At 38.5% G+C, this 17,250-nt stretch carries 13 protein-coding genes and 1 pseudogene; 9 read left to right on the forward strand and 5 right to left on the reverse strand.

All coding sequences use genetic code 11. The annotated features are described in order from the left end of the window. Positions 1-45 precede the first annotated feature (45 nt). The 4 genes from EHQ43_RS01030 (at position 46) to EHQ43_RS01045 (ending at position 2,733) form a co-directional block, all read left to right on the forward strand. Positions 46-1,110 carry a KamA family radical SAM protein gene (locus EHQ43_RS01030; RefSeq protein WP_135769903.1) on the forward strand — a complete coding sequence of 355 codons (1,065 nt, stop codon included), beginning with the start codon at positions 46-48 and terminating at the stop codon, positions 1,108-1,110. Continuing rightward, positions 1,094-1,654, forward strand: a complete 561-nt coding sequence (locus EHQ43_RS01035; protein WP_135742626.1) for a hypothetical protein — start codon at positions 1,094-1,096, stop codon at positions 1,652-1,654. Before EHQ43_RS01030 ends, EHQ43_RS01035 begins: the two co-directional genes overlap by 17 nt. An 83-nt stretch (positions 1,655-1,737) precedes the next feature. Beyond that, the gene (locus EHQ43_RS01040) at positions 1,738-1,944 is read left to right on the forward strand and encodes a hypothetical protein (protein WP_004787999.1); all 207 of its coding nucleotides are present in this window, start codon (positions 1,738-1,740) and stop codon (positions 1,942-1,944) included. A gap of 3 nt (positions 1,945-1,947) precedes the next feature. Beyond that, complete coding sequence (locus EHQ43_RS01045) at positions 1,948-2,733, forward strand: hypothetical protein (RefSeq protein ID WP_135753780.1); 786 nt, start codon at positions 1,948-1,950, stop codon at positions 2,731-2,733. Positions 2,734-2,829: 96 nt separating this feature from the next. Here the strand turns inward: EHQ43_RS01045 and msrB are convergent, their stop codons facing one another. After that, positions 2,830-3,357: a peptide-methionine (R)-S-oxide reductase MsrB gene (gene msrB, locus EHQ43_RS01050; protein WP_135769904.1), complete on the reverse strand. Its 528-nt coding sequence runs from the start codon at positions 3,355-3,357 to the stop codon at positions 2,830-2,832. Positions 3,358-3,425: 68 nt separating this feature from the next. On the opposite strand from msrB, the gene EHQ43_RS01055 reads away from it, so the two are divergent. Both EHQ43_RS01055 and EHQ43_RS01060 read left to right on the forward strand, forming a co-directional pair. Beyond that, a complete protein-coding gene (locus EHQ43_RS01055) occupies positions 3,426-5,087 on the forward strand; it encodes a hybrid sensor histidine kinase/response regulator (protein ID WP_135769905.1) in 1,662 nt (553 codons plus the stop codon). Between the two features lie 70 nt (positions 5,088-5,157). Beyond that, positions 5,158-6,759: a DEAD/DEAH box helicase gene (locus tag EHQ43_RS01060; protein ID WP_135769906.1), complete on the forward strand. Its 1,602-nt coding sequence runs from the start codon at positions 5,158-5,160 to the stop codon at positions 6,757-6,759. Here the strand turns inward: EHQ43_RS01060 and EHQ43_RS01065 are convergent. The 3 genes from EHQ43_RS01065 to EHQ43_RS01075 are packed head-to-tail and all read right to left on the reverse strand — an operon-like array spanning position 6,738 to position 9,487. Beyond that, the gene (locus EHQ43_RS01065) at positions 6,738-7,808 is read right to left on the reverse strand and encodes an SAM-dependent methyltransferase (protein WP_135742621.1); all 1,071 of its coding nucleotides are present in this window, start codon (positions 7,806-7,808) and stop codon (positions 6,738-6,740) included. The two genes, EHQ43_RS01060 and EHQ43_RS01065, sit on opposite strands and share 22 nt — an antisense overlap. Positions 7,809-7,824: 16 nt before the next feature. Continuing rightward, the gene (locus EHQ43_RS01070) at positions 7,825-8,643 is read right to left on the reverse strand and encodes a DUF1295 domain-containing protein (RefSeq protein ID WP_135769907.1); all 819 of its coding nucleotides are present in this window, start codon (positions 8,641-8,643) and stop codon (positions 7,825-7,827) included. 34 nt (positions 8,644-8,677) lie between these two features. After that, positions 8,678-9,487 (reverse strand): SDR family NAD(P)-dependent oxidoreductase, encoded by an 810-nt coding sequence (locus tag EHQ43_RS01075; protein WP_135742619.1) that lies wholly within the window; start codon positions 9,485-9,487, stop codon positions 8,678-8,680. A 92-nt stretch (positions 9,488-9,579) separates the two neighbouring features. On the opposite strand from EHQ43_RS01075, the gene EHQ43_RS01080 reads away from it, so the two are divergent. Continuing rightward, the gene (locus EHQ43_RS01080) at positions 9,580-10,602 is read left to right on the forward strand and encodes a zinc-dependent alcohol dehydrogenase family protein (protein WP_135769908.1); all 1,023 of its coding nucleotides are present in this window, start codon (positions 9,580-9,582) and stop codon (positions 10,600-10,602) included. A gap of 582 nt (positions 10,603-11,184) precedes the next feature. Here the strand turns inward: EHQ43_RS01080 and EHQ43_RS01085 are convergent. Continuing rightward, a complete protein-coding gene (locus EHQ43_RS01085; protein ID WP_135769909.1) occupies positions 11,185-15,486 on the reverse strand; it encodes a PAS domain-containing protein in 4,302 nt (1,433 codons plus the stop codon). 567 nt (positions 15,487-16,053) lie between these two features. Here EHQ43_RS01085 and EHQ43_RS01090 point away from each other — a divergent pair. Then, positions 16,054-16,287, forward strand: a complete 234-nt coding sequence (locus EHQ43_RS01090; protein WP_135769910.1) for a hypothetical protein — start codon at positions 16,054-16,056, stop codon at positions 16,285-16,287. Beyond that, positions 16,274-17,237, forward strand: a pseudogene (locus tag EHQ43_RS01095) (alginate export family protein); the annotation flags it as partial. The gene EHQ43_RS01090 and the pseudogene EHQ43_RS01095, both read left to right, overlap by 14 nt. Between the last annotated feature and the right edge of the window lie 13 nt (positions 17,238-17,250).

A 17,250-nucleotide genomic window follows, 5' to 3' on the forward strand; every position in this document is an offset into this window, starting at 1 on the left:
TCCGAGGGACTTGGCTTAGTGTCAACCGAAGTATGGTCATAAGTCATGACTTGGTCCGATTGGAAATGGCAATTACAAAATCGCATCACTACCTTAGTGGATTTAGAATCTGAAATCTCTCTGACAGAGGAAGAGAAAGAGTCTTTTCCGAAAGCGTATGAACAATTCCAGTTTGCAGTGACTCCCTATTATTTGGCTAGGGTGGACAAATCAAATCCCGATTGTCCCATCCGCAAACAAATCCTTCCACGGGCAGGAGAACTCATCCGTAAACCCAACGAAACTGAGGACCCTCTCGCTGAAGAAATCCATATGCCCGTAAAAGGTGTGACCCACCGATACCCTGACCGCGCCATCTGGTACATCTCTCATGTTTGTGCTGTGTATTGTCGTTTTTGTACGAGAAAACGAAAGGTTTCCACACCTGAAGAAACTCCCAACCGAAATGAATGGGAAAAGGCTTTGGAATACTTTCGAAACCAAACCAAACTCCGTGAAGTGATTTTGTCTGGCGGCGATCCACTCACACTTTCTGATTCCTCCTTAGAGTATCTATTAAGGGAACTGAAACAAATTCCCCATCTGAACCAAATCCGAATCCACACCCGTTACCCTGTGACAATGCCCATGCGTTTAACAGAAAGTTTGAATTCCGTTTTTTCTAAATACTTCCCACTCTACATGGTCACTCATTTCAACCATCCCAATGAAATTTCGGAGGAAACAAAATTCTATGTTTCACGGATGATAAGAGAAGGTCATGTATCCGTTTTTAACCAATCAGTTTTACTTTCTGGGATCAATGATGATGCGAACATTTTATCAGAGTTAAATTACAAACTGATCTCCATCGGAATCAAACCTTATTACCTCCACCAATGTGATGAAGTATTTGGGAGTACAGATTTTGTAGTCCCTTTAGAAAAAGGAATTGAGATCTACCGCAAACTCAGAGGTTACCACTCAGGCATCACGATCCCTAGTTATGTCAAAGACCTAACAGGTGGAGGCGGTAAAGTTTTACTTTCTCCCGAGTATTTACAGAAAAAAACAGAAAAAGGGTATCTCTTTCAAAATTATTTAGGAGACGAATATGAAGTGGGCCACTAATCCCTTATGGATTTTATTTTTGATTTTTGCAAATGTTGGATTCCAATTTTGCAAAACCATAAATCCTAATGGCACTAACGAAAAAAATCCAATCCCTAAACAAATAGAGTCAAAACAAAACATCCCCCTAACAAAAGAACTACGACTCACTTACCATGCTGTATGGGTGGCAAAAGAGAATTTTGAACTCACAGAATCCATTTCTTTATTTGGGACAGGAAATCAGTACACGATCCAAATGACAGGTGACAAAGAATTTGTTTGGTTACGTTTATCGTCTACTGACAGAGAAAACCAATCGCAGTTTCGTTATTTTTTCAAAGATGAATCCCAAAACCCCGATGTTTCTTATTTTGTATGGGGTCAAAAAAAATGTAGTGTCCAGGTGTACCGGATGGCAGAGGGAGAAGTTTACCTTCGTTGGGAAGGGATTCACAATGGATTTTTACTCGTTTTTGAATCCTCAACAAAAAAAACAGAATCTTCAAAAGAATTGGCAAAATCGTTTCATGATCTTGTCCTAAGATCCCTAGAAGTGTACTAATCGATTTTTTGGAAAGAGGAGATTTTTGATAAAAAAAGATTAGGCAAATGGAAAGGTGCCGTTAGGCTTTGAGGAGAAAATTTATGTGGTTAAAACTTGGCGAATCGGAAGTGATCAATTTGGACTATGTGGCATCGATCAAAAAAAATCCAAACCAACCTTCGATTGAAATCATTTACCAAGATTTAAATAATGTAAAATCCCTTCCCTTCCCAGGCAAAGAAGAACGTGACCGAGCTTTCAAAGCCATATTGGAAAATCTATCTCGAATGAAATTATACTTTGAATGAATTATGGAATTTGAAGCACTAAACCCCAATCTCTATGCTCAAGTATTGGATGAACTAGAAATCATCCCATCCACCAAACCGTACCAAATACTATTTTATGGTTCGAGGGAACGTGGGGATTACCATGCTGAATCGGACTTAAATTTTTACCTTGTGGCACACTCCACAGACCAAATGAAATCCCAATTCATCGATTCCATTTCAAAAGCCTTACAGAAATTAGAAGATGTGGCACCTGTGAATATGATTGCAGGGGATGCTGATTCATTACGTCACCGATTGAAAATTTCGGAACCGGGTTCTGTGCAACTTTTGGAAGCATCTTCTGTTTTTTTTGGCGAAGGGATCTTTGAAGACTTAAAAGCCGATTGGGATAAGTGGAAAGAACGGGAAATCCCAAAATCAGATCTCATCCAATACTTAGAAAAACGCATTCGATTTTTCAAACAACAAGTCACTCGCAATGTGAAAGATGAAATTGCCCAATTAGAACGAATTACAACCCTCACATTACATATCTGGGCCTTACAAAATATTGAGGACCTCACTCATATCGAACTTTTGAAAATGGATACTCCGGACCAACTGGTTCCCCTCTTCACCAATTTGTATAGAAAAGAATTGGAAGCTCCTATTTGGGAACTGCTAGAGTTACAAACAAAAGTAAGGCGACTCAAAGTGGACATCCGATGGAAACGAGATGTTTCCCGTGAAGACATCCACGAGACTAAATACAAACTCATCTCGTTACGTAATGATGAAGAATTTATGATGAACCTTTGGGCTTAAATTCCGAGTCGGAATTTATCAAAGGATTCTAAAAAATCAAACGCACATTCACTTCGTGCGTATGATTGGCAATATATCATTCAGAGTTATACTTTTTTATTTTTTAAATTCAGATAAAAAGTTTTCATACCCTCTTTCCTTCAGTTTGGATTTGGGAATGAACTCCATGGAAGCTGAATTTATACAATACCGTTTACCAGTGGGTTTTGGACCATCATCAAAGACATGACCCAAATGTGAGTCCCCTTTTTTTGACCTAACTTCTGTTCGGCTCATCCCATATGAGTGGTCTTCGATTTCCACAACATTGGATTGCACCAAGGGTTTTGTAAAACTTGGCCAACCTGTCCCAGATTCAAATTTGTCTTTGGAACTAAAAAGTGGCTCTTTAGAAACGATGTCGACGTAGATCCCCTCTTCATGGTTGTTCCAATATTCATTTTGGAAAGCAGGTTCAGTATCGTCTTCTTGTGTTACACGGTATTGAAGATCAGTGAGTTTTTTTCGTAATTCTGGTTTTTCGGGTTTATTTGTTTTTTCCGATGTCGTTGGAGAACAACAAAAGGGAGTGAACATAGATAAAACTATGACAGAGAAAAAAGAAACAACTATATTTCGTTTCATAATCTTTAGACATTTTGAATTCGTTTTTTTACTTTCATTTATATGAAAAATTCTTCGTCATAGTATCCATGCAGATCGCTCCACTCCCAAAAAACGAGGCCGCAAGACTTTCCGCGCTGAAAGGATTGGAAATTCTCGACACTCCCGAAGAGGAAATGTTCGATGAAATCACTAAACTTGCATCGATGATCTGCGATGCACCGATTTCGCTTGTGAGTCTCATCGATGAAACGAGGCAATGGTTCAAATCCCATCATGGACTGAGAGCGAGGGAAACACCAAGGTCTCTAGCCTTTTGTTCCCATGCAATTTTGGGAGACGAGTTGTTTGTAGTTCCTAATGCCAAACGTGACAATCGTTTCAAAAACAACCCTCTTGTGAACGGAGACCCTCATGTGATTTTTTACGCAGGAATTCCGCTCGCCTTAGATGACCAAATCAAACTTGGAACCCTTTGTGTGATTGATAACAAACCAAGGGAATTGAACGAAGAACAATTACAAATGTTACGTTTACTTGGAAAACAAACCGTACGTTTACTCCAAATGCGAAAAGACCGCGACAAATTGGAAATAGAAAAAAAATCAGCTGAAAGAGCCACTGCTGCCAAAAGAGATTTTATTGCGGCCATTAGCCACGACATTCGTAATCCCCTAAATTCACTCCTTGGAATGTCAGAAATGATTAAGGACCAACCCATTCCTGAATTAGTTCATACCTATGTAGAACATATCCAAAACGCGGGGGAAGTGATTTTGAATTTGGTGAATGATACCATTGAACTTTCCCGTTTAGAAGAAAGTGCATCAGTTCTCAATAATGAATGGTTTAACTTGAACCAATGTTTGGCGGTATACAATAATTTTTTTGTGCAAGAAACCAAACGGAAAAAAATTGAATTCCAATTAAAAAATGAAATCTCAGAAACTGTTTTTTTACTTTCAGACAAACGAAAACTAGAAAAGATCATTTGGAATTTAACGGCAAATGCAGTAAAATTCACAATCCAAGGTTCTGTGATTTGCCATGTATTGTTAGAAACGAAAGCAGATGAACATGCAATTCTAAACATTCAAATCAAAGACACAGGTCCTGGCATTTCCCCTGAGATCAAAGACCGTATCTTCCAGAAGTACAATGAATTTGTTCCAGAAGGTTGTGAAATATCTGGATCAGGTCTTGGGTTATCGATCGTCAAACTTTCGTTAGAAGAAATGGGTGGAGACATCCAAGTCAATTCTGTATTAGGGAAAGGGAGTTCTTTCCAAGTGAAAATTCCTGTCGTTTGGAAACGTGAAGAATTATCTTCAGAGCTAGCAAAAACAAATTCCAAAAAAGATACAAACCTACCTATTTTTTTGAACCGCAAAACAGTCTTGATTGCTGATGATAATGAATTGAACCGCAAAGTTCTAAAAAATTACTTACGACCTCTACCTTTCGATATCGTCGAAACAAATAATGGGATCGAAGCAGAAAGGATTCTCCAATCAGAAAATTATGATATTGCCTTTCTTGACATTGAGATGCCAGGGAAACATGGAACTGAAATTGCAAAAGCCATCTCCTCTAAAACGGATCACCCAGTTCTCATAGCATGTACGGGACTCTGTATGCCTGAAGAGAAACAACACATTCTCAGTTCGGGATTTGAGTATTTTATGCCCAAGCCGTATTTAAAAGAGGAACTCTACTCCCATTTAACCGAAATCGCAAAAAAACACCCATGAGGGTAACCGAAGAGTTTCTGTTATTTTTCCCTTTCTTTTTTAGGCCGTTTTTTTATTGTATCCTATTTCCATGACTAAGAATGACACCGAAGTTGGAAATGACTTCCAATCCTTCGGATTACGTCCTGAAATACTACAAGGAATCACTGAAGCAGGCTTCGAATCACCAAGCCCTATCCAAAAACAAGCGATTCCGCTCGTATTGGAAGGAAAAGATTTAATCGCACAAGCGCAGACCGGTACCGGAAAAACTGCAGCTTACGGACTCCCCTGTTTGAACCGAATCAATGTGGAAGATGGCATGCAAGTGCTTGTCCTCACACCCACTCGGGAACTTGCATTGCAAGTATCAGATGAATTGTACAAACTGGGAAAACATTTAGGAATCAAAACCACTACGATTTACGGTGGAAGTTCCTATTCTAAACAAATCACTCAAGTGGCAAAAGGTGCCCAAGTTGCTGTGGCAACTCCTGGCAGACTCCTTGACCTATTAAAGGGTAAGGAACTTAAAAATTTCAAACCATCCATGGTGATTTTAGACGAAGCAGATGAAATGCTTGATATGGGATTTATGGATGATATCGAATCCATCTTTAACTTACTTCCCACTAAACGCCAAACATTATTATTTTCTGCAACAATGCCCGAACCAATTAAAAAATTGGCGAGTAAATACCAAACACACCCAGCTCATGTGAAGATTGCGGCAACGGAAAAATCTTCTAAGAACATCGAACAAGTGTACTACGTGATCGATGAAGCAGAACGTGAAATCGCTGTTGTGCGAATTTTGGATTATGAAAACCCATACAAGGCTATCATCTTCACAAAAACAAAAAAAGAAGCAGATGATCTAAAAGCAACCCTTGGGTTCAAAGGATATCCGGTAGAAGCTCTTCATGGAGACCTAAACCAAAAACAAAGAGAACAAGTGTTAAAAAGCCTACATGATGGCCGAGTCAAAATCCTTGTGGCAACTGATGTTGCCGCGCGTGGACTTGATGTAAAAGATTTGTCTCTTGTGATCAACTACCACCTTCCTTTTGATAGCGAAAGTTATACGCACCGAATTGGTCGTACTGGCCGCGCTGGTAAATCGGGAAAAGCTGTGACCCTTGTAACAACAAGAGAATCACGAGCCCTTCTACGACTCAAAGGAACTTCTGGAACACAACTTACGATTGCAGCCCTCCCAACCAAAAAGGAAGTGTTGGCACGTAGAGAAGAAGACTTTTTAAACAAGGTAGTGGAATCAGAAATCCATGCTGATGCGGAAGAAGTATTGGAAAAACTTTTGAAGTTAGACGACAAACGTTCTGTCGCTTTGAAACTCCTTTCCAATATGCTTGATAAAACGAAAATCAGTGGTCCTGAAAAAATTGGAAAAACCCCAGCCGAATGGAGCGAAATGCCTCCAGGTGGCGGATCCAGTGGCAGACGCCGTCGTGATGATGGAGGTGGTTCCAGTGGTGGAGGACGCGGTGGTTACCGTGGCGGAAGGTCGAATAGTGATCGCAGCGAAAGAGGCGAACGCAGTGACCGTGGGGAACGAAAAGAACGTGGTGGCGAAAGTAGCCGCCGTTCTACGAGCACCCCATCTTCTAAAAAAGAAGGTGGAGTGTATGTGAAAGCGGCGGGGAAAAAAACTCAGCGTTTTCGGAACAAGTAGTGGCTCACAAACCACTCTTCTCCGTTACGATAACCCCATAACTCAGCACAGGCGAGAAAGAAAACTTTCCAATAGACAAACCATTTGGTTTTTTCTTTTTCGCCGTAAGTACTCGCAAGGATAGGCAAAAGTTTATCCTTGTTTTGAATCATATTCTCATACCAAGCTTCACTTGTCCTTGCATAATGAGTACCGTTGACAACCCAGTGGTTTTCAATGAGGAAATCTTTTTGGAAATACAAAAACAAATCATCCGATGGCATTTGACCACCAGTGAAAAAATACTTTGCCATCCAATCTGTTTCATCAATCACTTCAAACGGGTATGCAAATTCTTTATGCGTGAAGATATGCACAAAAAACTTTCCATCAGCGACTAAAAACTTAGATAACTTCTCAAAGAGTTTTTCGTAGTTTTTCATATGTTCCAACATTTCCACTGACACAATGCGATCGAATTTATCTTTCGTAGTGAATTCATTCATGTCCTTTGTGATGATGGTGAGGTTTTTTAGTCCCCTTTCTTTGGCTCGTTTGTCGATGAATTCTTTTTGGGTACGGGAATTGGAAACTCCAGTGACTTTACATTTTGGAAATTTTTCGGCAACGTAAAGAGAGATACTACCCCAACCACAACCAAGATCAAGGACTCGCATACCATTTTTAATTTCTGCTCGTTCTACTGTGATCCGTAACATCTCTTCTTCGGATTCAGCAAACGTTGTATCCAGTGTTGGCCAATACCCAGAAGAGTATTTCATCCTTGGTCCCATCACATAGGTGAAAAAATCACTTGGGACTTCATAGTGTTGTTCGTTTGCGGCATCGGTATGAACCGCAATCGGTGAGTCTTTGAGTGAGTTCACATAGTTCATTTTATGTTGAAGCTGTGCTGTTGCATTTTCTTTTCGCTCTTGTTTGATGCGAAGGTCGAGCAACTGGCGGATACGAAAACGAATGAGCCAATCCGGGAAAATATCCTTTTCTAAAAGTGAGTTGATACTAAAAGAGGAAGACTCTTCCTTTTTGTTAGAATCTGTGAAATTCATGTTTTATCCTTTTTATTTATTGTTTTGGAAACCAAGGGAAAAATGCGTTTGTGGTGCGCATGTATTCGCGGAACAAATCCCCTTTCGACTGGAGTGAGTATTTTTCAGCAAAAGGAACACCCGATACAAATCGTAACAATACAAACATAAAAACAGGGGTAAACAGAGATCCCAATGCTTCGGGTGCTGAAAAGATCGGGATCACACCGATCCCTAACCAAATCACCCATTCAAAAAAGTAATTGGGGTGCCTTGTGTACTTCCAAAGGCCAATATTGCACACCTTACCTTTGTTTGCTGGGTTAGACAGAAATTTATGTAAGTCCTTGTCCGCAATGGTTTCACCCACTATGCCGAGCCCAAACAAAATCCAACCAATCCATACCATAAGAGTTCCATTAGAACCCAAAAGCCCAACATTGGGGAATAAATTCCAATGGGATGCAAAGTAAAATGGAAAGGATAATAGAAGTGCAAGTGCCCCTTGTAAAAGGAAAACATTGGTGAACATTTTTGAGTGCACTTTGTCACCATAGTCTTTGCGAAATCCAGCATAACGTTTGTCTTCTGGATGATTGGTACGAATGCGTGTGAAGTAAAGAAAACCAGATAACCGAATGGCCCAAACCCAAACAGGAATGAGGACTGCAAACTTTGCATACCAATTGCCCGTTCCAAATAAAGCAAGCACTGTGGCAATTCCCGCAATCACAAGCCCCCAACCCACATCGATCACGGCATAATTGTCTCGGGTTTTTCCCCAAAACCACATAAGGGTCATAAAACAAAAAGTAAAAATAACAGCCGTTAAATACGGAACTAAAATATTGTCCAAGTGGGTTTTTCCTCTACCTTGGTTTAGACGGAGTTCAATGTATTTTGAAGTCGTTGTAGAGTTTTTTATAGAGAATTTTTTCTAAAAACTTGGGAGAGAAAAATCGCATCCATTCTAAAAACTTTCCACTCAAATTAAAGGTCACAAGCCTTGCTTCTTTGTCTTCTGCAACTTTTATGAGTACTTGAGCTACTTCTTTAGCCGACTTACGTTTGCCTTTGGCAGGAGCTTCGGAAAGAAGTTTTCCATCAGAGTCAAGACCCGAAGTGCGCAACGCTGTGTCTGTGTAAGGGACACAGACAAGTGATACACCAATCCCTTCCTCTAAACTTTCGATACGAAGTGACTCAAGTGCGGCATGAAGTGCTGACTTGGAAGCAGAGTATGCTGCGCGTCCAGGCACTCCATACAAAGCTGAAACAGTAGATGTTGTGACAATATTCCCTTTGGCTTGGGCCACCAAGGGTAAGAGTCCTTTGATGAATTGAATGGGTCCAAAAAAATTGGTAGCGAAGGTCTTTTGGTACACTTCCATCGAAAGCGAATCAAACCGACCATGTGCCGTAATCCCTGCGTTATTAAACAGAACGTCCACATGACTCACTCGTTTTGAAATCCATTCGATGGCGTCTTGCACCGAACTTGGACTCGCAAGATCACATGTGACCCGATGGATGGTCAAATCTTTGTGTTTGGATTTTGGTTCGGGGATGTCTCCTGCTCGTCGGGCCAATAGTACCATTTGGCAAGGGTATAGGGCAAGTTCCTCAAATAAGGCCTTCCCAATTCCACTGGATGCCCCAGTGATCACTACGACACTATTGTTCCAAAATTCTTTTTTCATACTACCCTTTCCAGAAGATTCCCACTCGACAAAGGAATCGGAAAGCAAAGGATCTGACGAGTGAATTTTCTTAGAAGGTGGATTGGGAATTAATGAAGAACAAAGTATGGGAAATCCAAGGGAGTTTTGGAATCCAAAACCTAAAAGAGGCAGAACGTGAGGTATCAGAAACACTCGCACCCAAGGAAGTTCTTGTTCGCCTAACAGCAACTTCACTAAACTATCGTGATTATTTAATGGTGATTGGGACTTACAACCCAAGACAAAAACTCCCCCTTGTGCCTTGTTCTGATGGAGCCGGAGTTGTGGAAGCAGTAGGGTCAGAAGTCACCCTTTGGAAAAAAGGAGACCGGGTCCTTCCCATCTTTGCCCAAAAATGGATCGATGGTGCACCCAATATGGATAACCTTCGTTCCACACTTGGTGGACCCAATGACGGATGTTTGGCGCAATATGGAAAATTCTCGGAAGAAGGACTCGTAGCCACTCCAAGCCATCTAACAGACCAAGAAGCAGCAACACTTGGTTGTGCCGGCCTCACTGCCTATAATGCAGTCGTGAACTTTGGTGGGATCGAACCAGGTAGTGATGTACTTTGCCTTGGTACGGGAGGTGTTTCTTTATTTGCCCTACAATTTGCTAAAATGATGGGAGCTCGTGTTATCATCACGTCCTCAAGCGATGAAAAATTAGCGCGTGCCAAAACTCTCGGTGCTGACGAAACCATCAACTATGCCACCAAGTCCAATTGGGAACGAGATGTCAGAAAACATACAAAAATGGCAGGAGCCGATCTTATAATTGAAGTCGGAGGTGCAGGCACCATGCAAAAGTCCATGATGAGTGTAAAACCTTACGGTACCATTGCTCTTATTGGTGTGCTTGCAGGTGGTGAGTCCAGTTTATCACTCTACCCAATCCTTATGCAAGGTGTGAAAGTACAAGGTATAATTGTGGGTAGCCGTGCCGACTTTGAAAAAATGAACCGGGCGATCGAACAAAACAAAACGAAACCAGTAGTGGACAAAGTGTTCGGCTGGGAAGATGTGCCAGAGGCATTGGAATATTTACAAACGGGAAAACATTTTGGGAAAGTGGTTGTGAGTTGGGAGTGAGATAAGAAAAAAAATCAAATTTCTGTTGGCCATCGCAAAAGTATTAACCAACTGTAGATAGAATCAACAAAGTAAGACCAATACTAAAAAAAGAAGTTTTGAATTCCCTTTGTTATTGGTTATATGATTATAATTTATGCAGAAGCAAATAAATCTCAAGGCAAACGGATACTTACATGAAACTACTTTTGATTATTTTGCTAACTGCAAATTGCATTTCATCGTATGTGAAACAAAATTATCCAACCACAAATTATCAAAATACCAACGTACCAATAAAATTATTAGAAATACACGAATCAGAGAATTATCTAAAATTTATTTGGGAAGAAATGAGTACCATAAAACTATCAAAAAATCATAGAGGTAACGAAGAAACTTCCGAGATAATAAACTTTCGATCAACATGTTTAGATAAGAAATCGTTTGATAACTCTGAAATCGAATTGGATATATCAAAAACTTGCCCTCCCGAAGAAATGTTTGTAAACATTAAATTCAACTCATATAATAAAAAAGAGTATCAGATTTATTCAAATCCAAAAGCAAGAATTGGAGTAAGGAATCGATATAATGGTAGTTTCAAATAAAATGATATTTTTCTAAAATTCTTTTGATTTCATTCGATGAGACTGGTTTCGTCACAAAATCTGACATACCAACCTCTTTACTTTTTTCTTCATCTTCCCGAAATGCAGCTGCTGTTAATGCTATGATTGGGATATACTCCCCACTTTCATTTTCAAGTTCTCTAATTTTTTTTGTTACTTCATAGCCATCCATTTCCGGCATTTGAACATCCATAAAGATTAAACTTGGATGAAAATCTTTATATTTTTTGAGAGCATCTCTGCCGCTTGGAGAATCAATCAAAGTAGTATTGGGGGCCAACTTATTTATAATCATACTTAATAGTTTAATATTCAGAGAAATATCATCTACTATCAAAATTGAGTTATTGGCTGGTAGGTGTTTCGAATTGCTTATTGAGTATTCATCATCAATTGAATTTTTTTCATTTGTTTCAACAAAATCATTTTGCATTAAACACTGTGCAAGTTCATTTATTTTTACTGGTTTCAGCAAACTACTGCCAAAACTTTCCTCAGATTCATCCCGTATTGAAACTAACTCATTTGCTGCAGACTGTAGAAGAATGACTTTAATACGACTTCCTAATTTCTTTTCCTTCTCATTTATTAATTGGAGAAAATCAAATTCGTCTTTGAGTAAGACATCACAATCACATATAATTAAATCATATTTTTCTGAATTTGAGAGTTTATTCCGAGCATCAATTCCATTTGAACAAGAATCAAATTCGATTCGAAACAATTGAATCATACCTTCTAATATATTACGATTAAGATCATTGTCTTCAATAATTAAACAACGATTAAATTTAGCAATTTTTTCAATTTCGATTTGTAAATCCTCTTCCTCGTAATTTGTAATGAACTCAAACCAAAAAATGGAACCTACTCCGATTTCACTATCAAAATGAATTTTACTATCCATTCTATTTGCGATCATATCAGAAATAACTAAACCTAACCCAGTCCCCCCAAATTTACGAGTTGTAGATGTATCGGCTTGCGTAAATGCTTTGAATAATTTTACTTTTTGAACATCCGAAATTCCAATTCCAGTGTCTCTTACTGAAAATTTATATTTCCCTCTATTATGATCTAATGATTCAAATTCAACCTTCAATTCAACTTCTCCATTTTCAGTAAACTTGACTGCATTACTCAAAAGGTTGATGAGAATTTGTCTGAGACGGACAGGATCAGCGATACCTTTTCGAGGCATTCGATAATCAATATTCAATAATACTTCGATATTCTTTTTTGCGGCGGAAAATTTCACAATATCAATACAATTCTCAGCTAATTCCCAAAAATCTGTTTTGATTTGCTCTAAATTTAGCATACCAGCTTCAATTTTTGAAAAATCTAGAATATCATTAATAATTTCAAGAAGTGCATGACTTGATATGATTGCATTCTCTACATATTGTTTTTGCAGAGTGTTTAAAGATGTATTCTTCAAAAGTTCTGTAAATCCGATCACACCATTCAATGGTGTCCGAATTTCATGACTCATATTTGCTAAAAACTCACTTTTTGCTTTATTTGCTCGGTCCGCTTCATCTTTTGCTTGTTGCAGTGAATCCTGAAATAATTTTTCCATTGTGATATCCCAATTGGCACCAATCATTCTCACCGCATTACCTGCTTGATCCCAAATAACAATTGCAGATGCTCGAATATAATGTATTGATCCTTCTGGCCATATAATGCGAAATTCTGTATTAAACTCTTTAACTCCTTTTTGAGCCTGGTAAAGTTCAAACTCTAATCTGGAAATATCCTCAGGATGGATTCCCGATTTCCAAGCTTCATATACACCTGCAAAGGAATCTCTAGAGATACCATAAATTGTATACATTCGATCATCCCAAATGAGCTGATTTTCTCGAATGTTATAATCCCATACACCAACGTTTGCTGCTGTTGTTGCCAAATTTAAACGGAGAGAAGTTTCCATGATCGTTTCTTCATGAATTTTTTTGATTGTGATATCTTGAGCCATACCTCGCAAACCAACGATCTTATCGTTTTCGATTACGGCTTCTCCCCTCACCCACATCCAACCTTTACTTTTATCTTTTTGGATTGTTTGAAGCTCTAATTCATAGGGTACTCCAGTTTCCAAAGTTGTTTTCAATGCAAGTGATAATTGGTTCCAACTATCCGGCGTAAACAATTTCATATGTTCAGTAAAATGTGGAGGAGGTTTTGAAGGATCAAATCCATACATTTTATACAATTCTTCTGTCCACGTGACTTCGTTTGATTGTAAGTCTAATTCCCAGCTACCCATCTTGGCAATCTGTTGCGCTTTTTTTAAAGACTCTTCGCTTTTTTGGATTCGTAATCGATTTTTCTTATCGATATCAATATCTTGTAACACACCGAATAATCTAACACAGGTGCCGTTTTTAAATTCAGCATTCCCTATGGCTCTCACCCAAAGGATTCTTCCATTGACTGTTGTAATCTGTAACTCCATATCATAAGGAGTACCGTCTGACATTGCTAATTGGATCGCTTTCTCTAATTTACTCCAACTCTCAGGAGTATAAAAATTTGCCATCTGATCATATGTTGGGACAAAACCATGAGGCAATTCATGAATTTCACAGATCAAATCTGACCATATGATTTCACCAGATAATTTATTAAAATCCCAACCTCCAACTCGGGCTACTTGATTTGTTTGTGCTAAAAAACTTTTATTCCTTTCTAATTCTATTCTTGCAAGAGTCTTTGAAGTGATGTCTCTAGCAATAAACAATACTTCATCTTTGTTGGCTGGGACCATCCTACCTTCCCAATACCTAGTATTAATTCCTTCACCTAATTCATATTCATATGTTACCAATTTATTAGTTTCAAGTGTCTCTTGAATTTTTTCAATTGCTTGTTTTGCTTGATACATAGGTAAAATTTCTAAAACAGATTTATTTAAGAAAACTTCCGGTGGAACCAACAAATCCGACGTTTCTTGTGTGTGATAATCTAAAAATCTCCCCTGTTTATCAAATCGGAATATGATATCCGGTAATACTTTTACTATCGAGGCAAAACGAGCCTGACTTTCTTGCAAGGCAGCTTCCGTTTTTTTAACATTTGTTATATCCTGTCTAATTGAAATGAAGTTCGTTATATTACCATCTTCATCCAAAATTGGCTTTATTACAGATAATACCCAATATTCGTTTCCATCTTTTGCGCGATTTTTAATTTCCCCCTTCCAAGACTTCCCACTCAAAATAGTTTCCCAAACATTGTGCCAGAAATCCTTACTATGATACCCTGAATTTATAACTCTATGAGTTTTACCAATCAACTCCTCTTCTGTATATCCTGATAACTCACAAAACTTTTGATTTATCTTTAAGATCTTACCTTTTTTATCCGTCACTGATACTAAAGAATTTTCATTCACTGCATCGGTGATATCTTGAATCTCCTTTGTTGCATTCTGTATCTGAATTTCTTTTCTTTTTTGATCTGAAATTTCTTTAATATTGGCAAAAAATGCGATTGGTTCATCGTTTTGATTTTTTAACACACCCGTAGAAAGAAGTACAGGAAATCGTTCTCCGTTTTTTCTTTTAAAGGTAAGTTCAAAATTTTTATGATTCCCTAACAATGTTTCTTCGAATGCTTTGTTAATTTCTAACAACTTTTCTTCTGGCCAATATGGATACGGAGGCACGCTTCCCAGAAGTTCCTCTTGGTTAAACCCGGTCATTTCTAAGAATGAACGATTCACTTTGATTTGTTTGCCTTGTGAGTCAATGACCGAGAAACCATCAGCCATATTTGCCAAAAGTTGGTTGGCTAAATCACTGTTTGCAATTGAATCAGTTGAATCTCGTTTAAAAGATTTTGTAAGATCAGTTGTTTTTAATAAATGGTCATCGTAATCTTTAACCAATATTTGCAGTAAATCTTTTTTCTCATCATCAAATGTAATCAATTTAAAATCAAACAGATATAAGATGATCGATTTGGAATTGTTATTTTGAGGGAATACAATTTTATCAAAAAATTGAATGGCTCTATTTTCACTAACACTTGTTAAATCAAATTCAAGATTGTTTAAGATTTCCTTTTTGGAAGATGGGCGAATATTCGATAAATCTAATACGATATCCAACTCTGAGTAGTTCAGCAAATTGAGTCCGAAATTTGCTAATATAAGCTCTTTTTCCGGCGTGTATTCGATGATCAATGCATAAGAAACATTACATATTGAGGAAGCAAGTCGACTGATTCTATCAAAAATGGATTTCAACTCATTTGTGGGCATTTTCTTTCTCAATATATCTATAAAGCAAATGGATTCACAAAATTTGAGATGATGTGTCTAAGGAGATCATACGAACGATTTTGAATGATTCTTACCCCTACTTTGGAAAAAACGAAGATTGGGATTCAAATTTGGTAAAGAAATTGAGTTTTTCCACCAAAACACCAGAGTCCGAGGACCTAAGCATTTAGGTCTAATTCTCTAATTTCGCCATTTTGGTCACAGTGGTCGATACCTAAGCAACAGATCAGTTTCACTTCCAGGATTGTCCTAAATTTTTTCGAAAACCAATGTATAGAAATAAAACCGTTATATGCGAATTGTTTCATCTGACCACTTGCATAAAATATACACATATATTAGATATTTATAACATTTAGATAATATTATACACTGTCTATTTGGTAATCTTTGTAATCCCTGATTCGAATTTTTTGATACAAAGTACATAATGTCCAATAAATCATAGATACTTATCTTTTTTAAAATTTTTACCTACAGTCTGTACGATTCTTGCATTCATTTTTGGCATAGGAGAAGGCCGTAAATGGTCTTTCAAAACTAAAAATGCGAATATCCACTTTTTTAAATTTGTTTTTACTTGTGATTGTCGTTAGTAGTTTTCTTGAAGCGCAACCAACACCACAAGAACCCCAAGGCCAAAGCCTTACTCCCAATCCAACATCTCCCCCTCAAAGTACCACTCCCGCGATACAATCTGTCCAAGAACCGAAACAAACTCCATCTCCTCCTCTTGGTCAGATGGATGCGGACAAGGGCACCTGCGCTGAATCCATCTGACTACATTCATATTGATGTGTATTATCTTGGTCTGCAAAAAGAATACCTTAGGACAAACCAATCCCTTGTCCTCACAACAGGAGAAGTCGGAAATCCCAATACGAGAGCTGGTAGATCGGACGTGCTCCATACCTACGGGATGCGGCTCACAAACAAAACCCAAGCGAATAAAAAAGCCTTACAAGCCATCGACTATTCCTTTGAATATGCAGTGCAAACGGGAACAACAGGTAAAAATGTCACTCCGAAAGGGGATAGTTTCCAAACCAATGTGAGTTTGGTTGACCCCCTCACCAATACCACCTACCAACAAAATTTATACCTAGAAAAAGAACGATACAAAACCTATGCTTTTGGTGCTGACATTGGTTATACGATAGCAAAATTCCGAGTGGGAGGCGCGTATGATGTAAGAAGTGGTGATCCAAATCGTGCGGATGGATCGATTGCATCCTTCCAAAACCTATTTCACACCAACCATTTGTTTTATGGAATGGCCGACCAAATCAGTTGGGTGAACATGAAATCAAAATCAGTAAATTTTAGTTATGCGACAGAATCTTATGGATCATTCCGTATCGACTATTTTGCCATCGAAAAACACAAATTACAAGATAGTTGGTATGATATTGCTGGTGTTGCCAAAACGGGTGCGAGTACGGAATCCTTTTCCAATAACCAATATGACACAAGCCAAGTCCTTACCGAAAAAGGGGCTGGGGACAATCGACCGGTTTCTTACCTTGGCCGTTCCCTCTTCCGCGAAGTGGATGTGAAATACAATATCCCTTACAAAAACATTCTATTGGAGGCAGGTTATAGTATGATCTTTGCAGGGGGATGCCATCCAAAACAAAGTGAATGACCGCACCGTCATTGCGAATGTGTATACGAACCAATTTGGTAAAAACGCACAGTTTGCGTATCTGATGATGACTGCACATTTTTAGAAAAACATTGTCT

This window comes from Leptospira bouyouniensis (assembly GCF_004769525.1).
Classification (GTDB): Bacteria; Spirochaetota; Leptospiria; order Leptospirales; family Leptospiraceae; genus Leptospira_A; species Leptospira_A bouyouniensis.